This is a genomic window from Nitrospira calida (genome assembly GCF_976986435.1).
This window is the reverse complement of record NZ_OZ335950.1, coordinates 1,729,299-1,742,937: the sequence shown is the minus strand read 5'-3', so window position 1 is coordinate 1,742,937 and position 13,639 is coordinate 1,729,299. Positions and strand designations below refer to the sequence as shown.

At 63.6% G+C, this 13,639-nt stretch carries 7 protein-coding genes and 2 CRISPR repeat arrays (1 of these 9 running past the window's edge); of the genes, 2 read left to right on the top strand and 5 right to left on the bottom strand.

Annotated features, from left to right (window positions below; translation table 11 throughout):
• Positions 1 to 30 precede the first annotated feature (30 nt).
• From ACWHTU_RS08660 to ACWHTU_RS08650, 3 genes are read right to left on the bottom strand one after another with little or no spacing between them, the layout of a single operon-like run.
• Positions 31 to 3,252: a PD-(D/E)XK nuclease family protein gene (locus ACWHTU_RS08660; RefSeq protein ID WP_447863124.1), complete on the bottom strand. Its 3,222-nt coding sequence runs from the start codon at positions 3,250 to 3,252 to the stop codon at positions 31 to 33.
• A gap of 47 nt (positions 3,253 to 3,299) precedes the next feature.
• Entirely contained in the window at positions 3,300 to 3,461 is a 162-nt protein-coding gene (locus tag ACWHTU_RS08655) for a hypothetical protein (RefSeq protein ID WP_447863123.1), read from the bottom strand.
• A 16-nt stretch (positions 3,462 to 3,477) separates the two neighbouring features.
• Positions 3,478 to 3,744 carry a glutaredoxin family protein gene (locus ACWHTU_RS08650; RefSeq protein WP_447863122.1) on the bottom strand — a complete coding sequence of 89 codons (267 nt, stop codon included), beginning with the start codon at positions 3,742 to 3,744 and terminating at the stop codon, positions 3,478 to 3,480.
• 321 nt (positions 3,745 to 4,065) lie between these two features.
• Between ACWHTU_RS08650 and ACWHTU_RS08645 the strand changes: the two genes are divergently transcribed.
• Complete coding sequence (locus ACWHTU_RS08645; RefSeq protein WP_447863121.1) at positions 4,066 to 5,211, top strand: DGQHR domain-containing protein; 1,146 nt, start codon at positions 4,066 to 4,068, stop codon at positions 5,209 to 5,211.
• Between the two features lie 83 nt (positions 5,212 to 5,294).
• A complete protein-coding gene (locus tag ACWHTU_RS08640; protein WP_447863120.1) occupies positions 5,295 to 5,873 on the top strand; it encodes a thioredoxin family protein in 579 nt (192 codons plus the stop codon).
• Positions 5,874 to 5,922: 49 nt separating this feature from the next.
• On the opposite strand, the gene ACWHTU_RS08635 is transcribed toward ACWHTU_RS08640, so the two are convergent.
• Positions 5,923 to 8,082, bottom strand: coding sequence for an amylo-alpha-1,6-glucosidase (locus tag ACWHTU_RS08635; RefSeq protein ID WP_447863119.1), 2,160 nt, complete (start codon positions 8,080 to 8,082; stop codon positions 5,923 to 5,925).
• Complete coding sequence (locus ACWHTU_RS08630; RefSeq protein ID WP_447863118.1) at positions 8,079 to 9,134, bottom strand: glycosyltransferase family 4 protein; 1,056 nt, start codon at positions 9,132 to 9,134, stop codon at positions 8,079 to 8,081. Before ACWHTU_RS08630 ends, ACWHTU_RS08635 begins: the two co-directional genes overlap by 4 nt.
• Before the next feature lie 172 nt (positions 9,135 to 9,306).
• A CRISPR array of direct repeats spans positions 9,307 to 12,970; the repeat unit is 36 nt; unit sequence GCTTCAATGGGGCCGCGGCATTGCTGCCGCGGAATC.
• A 110-nt stretch (positions 12,971 to 13,080) separates the two neighbouring features.
• Positions 13,081 to 13,639: direct repeats of the CRISPR family, unit length 36 nt; unit sequence GCTTCAATGGGGCCGCGGCATTGCTGCCGCGGAATC; it runs 70 nt beyond the window's last position.

The window sequence follows — 13,639 nt, the reverse complement described above, 5'->3', positions numbered from 1 at the left end:
CATTCGATTCACGCAGGTAGCTTTCCCGTATCACCCATCATCGCCGTCGCTGAGCTTTTGTCTGCGCAGTTCCCGGAGTACCTTCGCCGGCTCAGCGCGGAAGGCCCGCCATCGGGTCGGTTCGTGGAAACGGCGGCAGGCACCGAAATAGTCACAGGAGTCGCAATACCCGTTAGGAAGAATGAAGAATCGTCCCGCCGCGAGGCCTTCGATCAAGGTCGCGAGGGTCCGCCGAAGCTGCGGCCCGGCGCTCGAGTTCCATGCGGACGCAGGAAAGGTCGATCGGTCGAGAGGGCGTTCCCATTTCGGGGCGAGAAACACAAAGTCCACTTGGCTCGGAGGCGGATGGCCGGGAACCTCGATAAGCGTGTACAGCGGCGGCTGCAAGCGAACGCCCCTCACCGCGGACAGGAGCAGGTTGCGGTCTTCTGACTTCATGCTGGCTCCGACCTTGACCTTATAGTCGATGACACGCAGGGCGAAAGGATGGTCTCGCCGATCCACGCGGTCCACTCGTCCCTTCACCGGGATAGCATCGCGCCGGCCGACTGCCGCACCTGTCAACCAGCCGTATCCCTCCACCTCGAACGCCGCCGGTTTGAATCCCTCGCGTCGGTACTCATCCTGGTCGGCTTCCACGCACAGGGCCACCAACTCGGCGACCGTCTCACGGGCCATGTCCCAGAGCAAGGCGTACCCTCCCGCTCGCTCGGCGGTACACTCCGCGAAGGCGGCCTCTACCGCCGTCCGCGCCACCTCTCGAACCGCAGACGCGGACAATGGCTTCTCCGGCCATTCGTTCCCAACCAGGCACTCGTAGCATCGGCGCAGGGCCGCATGACAGAGGGTGCCCAGGGCTTGTGGATCGAGGTCGCGCCGCACCGGTCGGCGAACCGGCTCCAGCCGCAGCACCTGCGCGGCGAAATACTGGAACGGGCATCGCGCGTACCGTTCCAGTGCCGTCGGCGCCACACCCTGCTCCTCGAGAACCGCCCAATGGGCGGCGAGCGGACCGGTCAGCCCATCGTGGGGTCCCAAGTCCTGCGACCCGCTTTCGAGCTGTTCCAGGGCTTCCCAACCTCGAAGGAAGAGCGTGATGTCCCGCCCGACCGCCCGCAGCCAGGCGGACGGATCCTGTTCCTGCAGGATCAACCACAGCGCAACCTCAACAGGCGGCAACACCGACCGAATCACCGGTTGCCGCTCCAGGCGCTCCACAAGCCGCCTCGGCACGGACACCTCCAGGGGAGATTCCACGCCAAGCCAGCGGCCGGCCGCGCCGATGAAGGCTGACGGGGCGAGCGCCCGCCCCGCGTCGTCGGTGCGTTGGTAGATCAGATACAGCCGGCGGCCCGCCGCGCCGCAGAGCAGTCGAAAGAGGAGGTGCTCCTCGTCATAGCCAGCCAGCTTTTCGTCGATCTTGAAACCCAAGGTCTCGGCCAGCGCTCGGCGATGGGCATCGCGAAGGAACGCGTCCTCGCGAATGGAGCGGGGAAACATCTTTTCATTGAGGCCCAAAATAAACAAAGCGCGAAACGGCAGGCCGCGGGCCGCCATGGCGTCCAGCACCCGGACTCCCCGGTGGTCTTCGCCGGCGATTGGGATCGTCGTTTCCTCAATCGCCCGGACGAAGAGGCGGACCCACTCTTCCCACGACAATTCGCCGCCCAGCAGGTCAAGCTGGCGAAGCGTCGCGGCGACCGCCGTGAGCGCCTGTCCCACCGCCACCCACCGCGCAGCCTCCGGGTCGCCGGCTTCCATCTCCGCCGTCGAGCCAGGCAATAGCAAGTGTCTGGCGGCCAGGTCAAAAAACGCATCGGTCAGTCGGGCCGGCGACCCACGTGCCGGCAACGCGCGGCAATCGGCGATCAGGCCGGAGACCGCCCGCCACAGCAGCTCCAGTTGCGTCGCCTCGATCCCCGGCCGCCCGACTCCGTCTTCTTCACTCTCTCCGTCCCGACCGATGGCAAGGGACGCGCCCCCGGCGCCCGCCAACCGTCGCCATTCCTCCTCGCCCCGCGTAATGTTCAACGTCTCGACCGCCAGCTTCCACAGGTCCGGCCGCGCTTCGGTCCCGTTACCGATCCGTTCCACGCGATACAGCGGCGAGGTGAGCACATCCATCATCGCCGTCCGATAAAAGCCCTGCACGGGCAGCGCGGCGAGCTGCAGCAACACCTTGACGATCGGCTCGTGCATGAGCGGCCGTCCGGCCGTCGAAGTAAACGGAATCCGATGCCGGTCGAACACCGACTGGAGACAGGAGAGATAGGGGTCAAGGGTCCTGGCCGTCACCCCGATGTCGTCGAAGCGGTATCCATGCGTCTCGACCAGCTGAAGAATTTCCCGGCACGCGGCCGCCACTTCCTCTTCCGGACCGACGGTGTGCATGACCTGAAGCTCCAGCCGGTCGTCGGCCGGCCGGGCGAAGGGCCCCGCGGACCGGGGAAGAGGAGTCACCGCGTCTGCAGACGGGGCCAGCGGCTGGAGATAGCGTTCAAAAAACCGCCGGGCGAACGCAAAGGCGGGGTCGTCTTCCAGCGGGAACAAGAGGGTCGTCGTAACCCGTGTCGTCACCGCTTCCAAAAGCGAGAGCTGGACCTGGGTCAAATCGTAGAAGCCGTAGTACACCGCATGGCGGAGGCCGCCCAGAAACTTCGAGTCGTGCACACACGAAACGACGGCACCCGCCAGATCGTCCGCCGTCCCGACGCCCAACTTTCTGGACGCTTCCGTCACCGCCGCATGAAGCGTAAACAAGGCCTCCAGCCCCCGCGCCTCGTCCTCCTCGAACACACCTTCGCGGACGCCGCGCAGCGCCTCGGCCGAATCCACTGCAGCGTCCTTGAGATCCCGCACCGTCGCCCACAGCGCCGCCCAGGTGCCAGCGGAGTGCCCCAGGCGTCGAAAGGGTTCCAGCGCGGACAGTCGGCTATCCACGATGCGGCGGATGAGCTGTTCGAAAAAGAGGTCATCGACGAGTTGAAAGGCGGAGGCGGCCGCTTCGCGGGAGGCGTGCCGGTATTCGTCCCACAACCGCAACGCCAGGTGATGAAACGTGAGGAAATGGACGTTCAGCAGACAGAGATCGGATTCGACTGTCAGCAAGTAGCGGACACGGTCGAGCAACGGACTGGATGGGACGATGACAGCGACAGCGGCGAAGGGATCATCGGCTTTGAGCTGTCGAATCTCATCAGCGAGGGCAGTTTCCAGGTAGGGATGGAACGGACCGGTGACGATGCGCAACATCACACTGCGCTCGGATCATTCTTCTTTCATCTTCCACACTGTCAAGGTCACCCCGTCTCCGGCCCAAGAATTTCGCCGTTGCAATCCACGCAGGCCCAGTCGCCGTCGATGAAGGACATCGGGTCTCCGCACAGCGGACAATCCGGCGGAGGCCCCTTCTCGATCACGGGCAAAGGTGGCAACTCGAATTCGTCGTCCTCAGTCGACATGGGAAGGCCTCTTGTCTTACGTCGCGCGCGCTTGCATCTTCAACTGCAGCGCCTTTTCGGCGCTTTGACGGCTGGGGACGCCGACGAACGTCAGGCGGCCGTCGATGATCGTCGCCGGCACGGCCCGCACGGCATGTCGGTTGGCCAGTTCCTGGCCGTCCGGCGTCGTGATATCGACTTCGCGGTAACTGAAGCTGTACTTCACGCGCAATTCCTTCCACAAGCTCTTGGCCGCGGGGCAAGCCCCGCAGGTCGGCGAATACAGCAAGACGACGTTCGGCATATCGGTGCTGTTCCCGTTCAGGTGCCGTTTAGTAACGGTTAAAAGAAACGTGGGTGGCGCATCTTAGCACCAGGTCGAAACGACCCGCAAGCTCGGATTCTTGTCGGACAGCCAGGGGTTCCGCCATCGGTTCCCGTCCTTGACAGCCTTGGGCAGGGTTGTTAGGGTCAAATCCGAATCGCCCTGTCTCGGACACGCGCATCAAGGCCTTGCGCGGCTCATCCTGCTGGGAGACGAGGCTCGTGCGGACTGGAGAGCCGGACCGGCCAAGGTACAGGCGAAGAAAGCCGTCCCCCCTCCGGGGGACAAGGAGGTGGAGATATGCTGGCCACGCAAGTCCGTCAGAAGGATGGCGTCTTCTACTTCGTCGCCTACCCGGCTGAAGATTTGTTGCGGAAAGTCCGCTTCATGAGCCGGTTCTACGGCGAGGGCGAGCAGATCGTGCCGGCGGAGGTCGAGGAAGCCGACGAGATCGCGCACTTCATCGCCAAGATCGAGCGCAGCGACAAGGCCTTCCAACGCCAGCTTTCGCGGGCCAAGGTGCGGGCCATCGTGAATTTTTACGAAACGGCGGTCAGCCAGCCACCCATCCCCGGCACCGTGCTGCTTTTCACTTCGGAGCGGCTCCGGTTCGAGCCAGTCGGGTCCTTCGAGCACACGGGTCATCTGGAAGAGCCCAGCGGCCCCTATCTGATCATCGACGGCCAGCATCGCCTGGCCGCCCTCCATTTTTACTACCGTGATCGGCCGGACGAAGCCCGGACTATTCACGTTCCCTGTGTCATTTTCGACGGGCGGAGCGAAGATTTCGCCACCGAGATGTTCGTCATCATCAATTCGACGCCCACCCGGATCAACAAGAGTCACCTGGTGGACTTGTACGAGCGCGTCTCGTGGGCGGCCCCGGACAAGAAATTCGCCGCGCGCGTCGTCGAACGACTGTACAGCGAGCCGGACAGTCCGCTCCGCTACCGCATCAATCGCTTGGGGGGCCGCAGCAAACAGGAGAAATGGATTCTGCAGGCCGAGTTGTTCAACGAGCTGCACCGGTGGATCAGCCGAGATTGGCGCAAACTGGAAAAAGAAGGCACTGGCGTCAAGGAGGTGACCCGTTTCTACGGAATCGTCCGCGATTTCTTCAAAGCGGCGGAGCGCGTGTGGGGCGAGGCCTGGGGACAGGCTAATTATATGATCACCAAACCTGTGACGCTTAAGGCCATGGTCCGCGTCTGCGCCGATCTGGCTGCACAGGACCGGGGTGCAGCCGCCGACCGCCCTATGCGCTGGGAACACCGTTTGGCGCCGTGGAAGGACCTGATGCGGCAATTCCGTGTCGACGGGTTCTACGAACGTTTTCCCGCCAAAGGCCAGGTGGAGCGCGTGGCCCGCATCCACCGTGAATTGGCCAAAGCCGCCGGGTTGGAGCCATCACGGATCGGCGGCAACGAAGGGAAAGAAAAAGAGTGAACCACGGCTTGCGTCGCGAGGAAAAGCGCGGATACAGTACCGCCCAGGGTTTACCGTCGTTCTTTCCACACGATGAGGTTTTTATGGCGATGGCGTCGGTGATGCTCCCGCTCGGAACACCCGCTCCTTCGTTTGCATTACGCGATGTCGTGAGCGGTCAGGTTTACTCGCTCGACTCGTTCAAAGACAAGTCGGCCTTCCTGGTTATATTCCTCTGTCGGCACTGTCCCTACGTGCAGCACGTCCAGCACGAGATCGCCAAGATCGGACGGGACTACGCGGATTCGGCACTCGGGATCATCGCGATCAGCAGCAACGATCCGGCGCACTATCCCGATGACGCGCCGGAGCGGCTCAAAGAAATGGCCCAACGCCTCGGGTTCCGATTCCCGTTGTGCTTCGATGAGACCCAGGAGGTCGCCAAAGCCTACCAGGCCGCGTGCACGCCGGACTTCTACCTGTTCGACGCCGACCGGCGCCTGGTGTATCGAGGACAACTGGACGACAGCCGCCCGAGCAATGGCCTTCCCGTCACCGGCCGCGATCTCCGCGCCGCCATCGAGGCCGTGCTCGCGGGCAAACCGGTCGATCAGAACCAAAAACCCAGCATCGGCTGCAGCATCAAATGGAAGCCTGGTAACGCCCCCGCCTACGCGCAATAGAACGCGACCCGCGGCATGGTTACCTGGTCACGCCTCGCGCCTTTCACCGTCATGGCCTCACCTCGACATGCAAGCCGGCGGTAGCCTCTTCCACTTCGACGGCGACCGTCCGCTTGGTCCGCCGTAATTGGAGCGTCAATTCTCCCCCGAGCACGCCGAGGCGTCGGATTCTCACCCAATTGAGGAAACGCGGCAGGCAGGGACGGGTCAACACGAGCGTGGAGCGGGCATGGTCGATCGCGAGGCCGAGCACCGCGCCAAGCAAGGCCCACGGCACCGCCGCCGCCCACGCTTGCGGCGAACACGCAACGGGATAGAGGGTCGGGCCGGCATCCCGGCGCCGACTGAACCCGCAGAACAACTCCGGCAGACGCCGCAATTCCATGTGGACCGCGGCGTCAAACATCGCTTGGAAGATCGCCAGGGAACCGGCCCGATACCCTTGCCGCGCACAGCCCATGGCGATGAGCGCATTATCGTGCGGCCACACGGACCCATTGTGATAGGACATCGGGTTGTAGCGCGCGGCTCCGACGGCCACCGTGCGCACGCCCCATCCAGAAAAGAACCGGGGAGACAGCAACCGGTCAGCCACGGCCCGAGCCCTCGCGGGCTCGCAGACATCCGTCAGCAACAGATGCCCCGGGTTCGAAGCGAGCACCCGACACGGCTGTAATGTCCCGTCCAACGCGAGGGCATAGAAGTTCTTCTCCGGAAGCCAAAAATGCCGTTCGAACTGCTCTCGGAGCGCTGCCGCGCGCTGTTCCTGCATCTCCGCGAACGCGCCGTCACCACACAGACGCGCGAGCGCGGCGGCCGCCCGCCGTGCCGCGTACAGGTAACCCTGGACTTCGGCGAGCGCGATGGGCCCCCGAGCCAGTTCCCCATCGGCATGGAACACGGCGTCTTCGGAGTCCTTCCATCCTTGATTGCGCAGGCCGCGTGCGGTCTCGCCGCCGTAGGTCAAGAACCCCTGCGCATCGACGGCCCGGTCAAACCATTCGACGGCCCGTTGCACGTGCGGGTAGAGGATTTTGACGGTGTCGATGTCCCCAGTCCGGTGGTAGTATTCCGCCGCCAGCCACACGAACAGGGGAGTCGCATCGACGCTGCCATAGTACCGTCCAAAGGGGATTTCGCCCGTACGGGCCATTTCGCTCTGCCGCATTTCGTGCAGCACCTTCCCCGGTTCGGCATCGCGCGACGGATCGAAACGATCGGCTTGATGGGCGGCGAGAAAACGGAGGACCCCGCGCGCGTAGTCCGGATTGGCCCACAGGACCTGATAGGCGGTGAGCAGCCCGTCGCGCCCGAACACGGTCGAGAACCAGGGAATGCCGGCATAGGGATACGGTCCCTCCGGGGTGTCCGTCGTCAGCATCACGAGGTCCGCAGTGGACCGACACAGCCATTCATTGAACAGCTCATCGGATGTCTCCACCGCAGGCAGCCGGCGGCTCCCCGCGATCCGCGCCTGGTGCGCCCGGCGCACGCCGACCGCGAAGGGCAACACGGGGCGCTCGTCGGTTCCGTCGCTGTCGCAGCGGACCGTCATCGCCAGCCGGACCCGCTCGCCGGGAGCCACCCGCACAACAAACTCCGCTCGTTCGACGGTCAGCTCAGCCGGCGGCGGCGAAAACTCGATTCGCGTCGAACGTCTCAGCCCATCCAACCCGTGGTAGCGGAGCCAAACCCGGCGGTTCTCCTCAGTCGCGGCGGCAAAGCTCCCTCGGCGCGCCCGCTGAATCCCGCGCACCTCGAAAAGGTCGCGGAAGTCCGCCCCGAATTCGAGTCCCAGCGTCAACGTCAGCGCCGTGCCGGCGAAATTCCGCACGGTGAAGACGTCGTACAGAGTGTCATCCCAGACGAACTTCATGCGGCGAATGTGGACCGAATCCCGCGGAAGCTGGAGCTGGCCGTCGGTCCAAAGGTCCGGATTGGCCAAGTCGACGTTCAAGCGCGCGTTGTTCCGCTGCACGCTTGAACTCAGAAAAAGCGGAGGCTGCCCCTGGATGCGCAAGCGCAAGAAACTCAGATGCCGCGTGTCCCGAAAATACAACCCTTCCACGCCGCCGGCGAGACCGGAGAGATCGCCCAGCACGTCGAAGACGGCGAAGGTATCGCCGTACTTCAGAATCCGGCTGCGTTCGAGCCCGGAGCCCACGGCCGGAATATAGAACGTCGGGGCCGACGGCCCGGGCTCGCTCATGTTGCGGCTCCTTCGGACCACGAAGCAAGACGTTCGAGTTGCCGCCAGTACAGCCGAAGGTAATCGTGGGCCATCCGGTCGGCAGTGAACCGTCGCTCAAACTCCCGGCGAATGGCGCAACGATCCAGCATCGGAACGCGTTCGAGACAGGCCACGGCTTCTTTCTCGTTCTCCACGATCAACCCGGTCACGCCGTCTTCCAGAACCTCAGGAACGGATCCGCGACGAAAGGCGACGACCGGCGTCCCGCAGGCCATGGCCTCGATCATGACCAACCCGAACGGCTCGGGCCAATCGATCGGGAACAACATGGCCAAGGCGCCACCCAGCAATTCGGCTTTCTCGGCCTCGCCGATTTCGCCGAGAAACTCAATTCCCGGTTCGCGCAACAACGGCCGGATCACGTGGTTGAAATACTCCTGATCAGCCCGGTCCACCTTGGCCGCGATGCGTAAGGGAAGGCCTGCCCGGCGCGCGATCCGGATCGCGGTGTCGGGCCCCTTTTCGGGAGAGATCCGCCCGAGAAAAACTAAGTAGCCCTTCGGCTCCGTACTCAAAGCCAGCAAGTCCGATGGGAGCCCATGATAGACCGTGCCAATCCAACCCAACCCGGGCAAAGGCGTGCGCTGAGCGTTCGAAATCGACACGGCCGGCATATCCGGGAAGGTACGAGCCAGCAGATCCAGATCGGGCAAATCAAGTCGGCCATGGAAGGTCGTGATCGTGCGGTCCCGTTGGTCTCGGAAAACCGGAAAGTGGAGGAAATCGACCTCGTGAAAATGCAGGATGTCGAATTCGTACGCCAATTGCCGGACACGCTCGATCATGGCGAGCGTATACAGTTGCGGCATGGCGACGGGGTGGAGCCGCAAGGCGCGCGGCGCAGTGGAGATCAACCGAGCGCGGGTGGATGAATCTCCGCTGGCGAACAGCGTGACCTCGTGACCCAAGTCGATCAAGGCCTCGGTCAAATAGGCCACCACCCGTTCAGTACCTCCATAGAGTTTCGGAGGCACGCTTTCGATCAGCGGCGCGATCTGGGCGATACGCATAGCATGTGTGCCAACGACGACAGGTCCCTTCACTGAAGCGGTGCCCACCACGGGAGCTCGGCCACGCCGGAAGGCAATCACCGGAATAATACAGTAAACCAAAGTTCACGCTTGTCAATGCCTCGCCTCTGCGTCGCACCCGACACGTCATCCGGCGGTTGCACGGCGCTTCACTTCAATGGGGCCGCGGCATTGCTGCCGCGGAATCTGGCATCCCGCTCTACAGCGATCATTACATCACAGAGCTTCAATGGGGCCGCGGCATTGCTGCCGCGGAATCGACGGGCGAGCGTAGCTGCCCGTTCACGGTGGCCTCGCTTCAATGGGGCCGCGGCATTGCTGCCGCGGAATCCACCCTGGCCACTCCGGTGGGGTGGACGGCCGGCTCGCTTCAATGGGGCCGCGGCATTGCTGCCGCGGAATCCCACAAGCAGGCTGGTCCGCACGTCGCGGCGGATCAGAGGCTTCAATGGGGCCGCGGCATTGCTGCCGCGGAATCGGAGACGTGCGGTTGACATACCCCCTCACGACGCTGTGCTTCAATGGGGCCGCGGCATTGCTGCCGCGGAATCTACCACATTCCCGCCCCACGTCGGGTCCTCTACTTCGCTTCAATGGGGCCGCGGCATTGCTGCCGCGGAATCGCCGCAATTCCTTCCCGGTACTTGCGGCGCGCTTCGAGGCTTCAATGGGGCCGCGGCATTGCTGCCGCGGAATCTACCTCTGACTCAGCCACGCTGCGGTCGTGGCTGGTGCTTCAATGGGGCCGCGGCATTGCTGCCGCGGAATCCGTGCCGATCTCGGCAATCGGCGGCCTCGGTGGGCTCGCTTCAATGGGGCCGCGGCATTGCTGCCGCGGAATCTAGCTTCTTCCAATCCTCGATGTCCATATCGGACATGCTTCAATGGGGCCGCGGCATTGCTGCCGCGGAATCTGTATGAAAATTATGCGTTAAATGTGACAAAGATATACGCTTCAATGGGGCCGCGGCATTGCTGCCGCGGAATCGCGGGTGAATGCGATGGTCCAGGCGATCAGTGCCCGGCTTCAATGGGGCCGCGGCATTGCTGCCGCGGAATCCTCCTTGGACCATGCGCCTCCAAGACGGTGTCGGCGGCTTCAATGGGGCCGCGGCATTGCTGCCGCGGAATCCATGTCGGCGATGCGGAAGGCGCGGTCTACCCCACTGCTTCAATGGGGCCGCGGCATTGCTGCCGCGGAATCTGCGCGATCAGCGCCTCGCGATCGGCTGAGGTATCGGCTTCAATGGGGCCGCGGCATTGCTGCCGCGGAATCGCATCATCGTCGCGCTGGATTTTCAGCATATTGTTCGGCTTCAATGGGGCCGCGGCATTGCTGCCGCGGAATCGCGATGAAAGCAATCCTCAAATACCGACGCCTCGAGCTTCAATGGGGCCGCGGCATTGCTGCCGCGGAATCCACAATATGCGACGCCGGCGCTGCCTCCCTTCTGGGCTTCAATGGGGCCGCGGCATTGCTGCCGCGGAATCCGGGCGCTCCCCGAGACCCTCGGGCGAGACTTCCTCGCTTCAATGGGGCCGCGGCATTGCTGCCGCGGAATCCTCGAAGGAGCCTTCGAGGGAGTCCCCAAAGACGGGCTTCAATGGGGCCGCGGCATTGCTGCCGCGGAATCGGCGCGGGCAGCTCCGGCACGACATTTGGCGCAGCAGGCTTCAATGGGGCCGCGGCATTGCTGCCGCGGAATCCCCGCAGATCAATCCGGGCATATTGAACGCCGAGTAGCTTCAATGGGGCCGCGGCATTGCTGCCGCGGAATCAGCGTCAGCGTCACCCCGCTGTCGGTCTGAGCGGAGGCTTCAATGGGGCCGCGGCATTGCTGCCGCGGAATCTCCGAAGGTACGTCCCCTTCGAGAGGATAACACCCTCGCTTCAATGGGGCCGCGGCATTGCTGCCGCGGAATCCCGGTCGCTCGGCAGACATACATCCGACTGGGAAGCACGCTTCAATGGGGCCGCGGCATTGCTGCCGCGGAATCGGTCAATGCGTCGAATCAGTTATCTGTGGTCTGTGCGCTTCAATGGGGCCGCGGCATTGCTGCCGCGGAATCTCTCTCGCTACTAGCAGTTCACCACAACCCAAAGAAAGCTTCAATGGGGCCGCGGCATTGCTGCCGCGGAATCGCGATAGCCTGTGTGTTTAACAACATGAATGTTCCTGCTTCAATGGGGCCGCGGCATTGCTGCCGCGGAATCACCGCCAGCCGGTCCCTGGCTGGCGCAAGGAAGAAAGCTTCAATGGGGCCGCGGCATTGCTGCCGCGGAATCCGCCGCCTCACGCAAACGCGTGAGCTGCTCCTCCGTGCTTCAATGGGGCCGCGGCATTGCTGCCGCGGAATCCGCCGCCTCACGCAAACGCGTGAGCTGCTCCTCCGTGCTTCAATGGGGCCGCGGCATTGCTGCCGCGGAATCGCATTCTCCTGTACTGGCCGATACTACCAATACTTGGCTTCAATGGGGCCGCGGCATTGCTGCCGCGGAATCACCGCGCCGGCGAAACAGGCGACGTTCCCAGATGTCGAGCTTCAATGGGGCCGCGGCATTGCTGCCGCGGAATCGAACCCAAGGCGCCCTCTGAGGTGCTTACAGAACATTTGCTTCAATGGGGCCGCGGCATTGCTGCCGCGGAATCGCCGCCATGCTGTTGGCGGAGTCGGTGAATTTGCTGCTTCAATGGGGCCGCGGCATTGCTGCCGCGGAATCTCAGGGTCATCTGCGGCTGGTAGCACCTCGGTGGTGCTTCAATGGGGCCGCGGCATTGCTGCCGCGGAATCGCGCTCCTATCATCGTCATCGCCACATGTAATGACTATGCGCTTCAATGGGGCCGCGGCATTGCTGCCGCGGAATCGACGCGTGAGGATGAGGAGATTGGGATAGGGCTGGGTCGCTTCAATGGGGCCGCGGCATTGCTGCCGCGGAATCGAAGCGACACGGCTTACGCGCAGCCGAAGGCAAGGCGCTTCAATGGGGCCGCGGCATTGCTGCCGCGGAATCAGAGACCAGCGACACGTTCACGGCACTTGTGCTGGACGCTTCAATGGGGCCGCGGCATTGCTGCCGCGGAATCCGACGGCTTGTTGCGCAGTGCCGTACCCGCCTAGCCGCTTCAATGGGGCCGCGGCATTGCTGCCGCGGAATCCATGACCCCGTATTGATCATTGGCAATCTTCTGTATGCTTCAATGGGGCCGCGGCATTGCTGCCGCGGAATCGGTCCCGGTACTCGTAGAGAAGGTTCGTATACTTAAAGCTTCAATGGGGCCGCGGCATTGCTGCCGCGGAATCGGTGGCCGTGGCACGCGGAAGGGGGGCGCCAAAAAGCTTCAATGGGGCCGCGGCATTGCTGCCGCGGAATCCAAAAATCCAACGATACCCAGTAAGACTCGTACCAGTGCTTCAATGGGGCCGCGGCATTGCTGCCGCGGAATCCAGCAATTCCAGGTTGGCTTGCGGGTCATCTCGCCAGCTTCAATGGGGCCGCGGCATTGCTGCCGCGGAATCAGCACCCGCTGTTCAAGACAGGAGGTGCATAAGTGTTCTGCTTCAATGGGGCCGCGGCATTGCTGCCGCGGAATCCTCACGCAGCAGCCCGCCTCGCACTCAGCATAAGGAGCTTCAATGGGGCCGCGGCATTGCTGCCGCGGAATCAAGCCAGCTCCGCCCCAAAATGGCGCAATTAGTCCTTTGCTTCAATGGGGCCGCGGCATTGCTGCCGCGGAATCTCGACCGCGGTCGCAGCGCTCCCATGCCGACTGAACAGCTTCAATGGGGCCGCGGCATTGCTGCCGCGGAATCTCTCTCCTCGCCGGGAGTCTGGAGGCGCCCCTGAATCTCGAGATACCGGCCGCGGCATTGCTGCCGCGGAATCTCGTGCGTCGGCGCTTCCGCCCCCGGATGAAGACTATCGCTTCAATGGGGCCGCGGCATTGCTGCCGCGGAATCTCGCGCCCGCCCCAGCCGGGCGACGCATCCGGCTGGCCGCTTCAATGGGGCCGCGGCATTGCTGCCGCGGAATCTCCGGCTCTGCAGGCGAAACCGCTCCGCACGGACATTCCTTCAATGGGGCCGCGGCATTGCTGCCGCGGAATCTCGAAGATGATGAGCTGGCAGCCGCGACACCTGTTACACCTTCAATGGGGCCGCGGCATTGCTGCCGCGGAATCTCGCGAATGCCACCAGGCATCAGTGCCGGTTCTGCAATTCCTTCAATGGGGCCGCGGCATTGCTGCCGCGGAATCTCGACGTGGAACACCACGATGGGGGACGAGACCACGGACCTTCAATGGGGCCGCGGCATTGCTGCCGCGGAATCTCCCTGGATCCAAATGCGTGACGAGCCCCAGGCGTAATCCTTCAATGGGGCCGCGGCATTGCTGCCGCGGAATCTCCCTGGGACGCGAATACGGAGAGCGATCTCGCGGGCTACTTCAATGGGGCCGCGGCATTGCTGCCGCGGAATCTCGC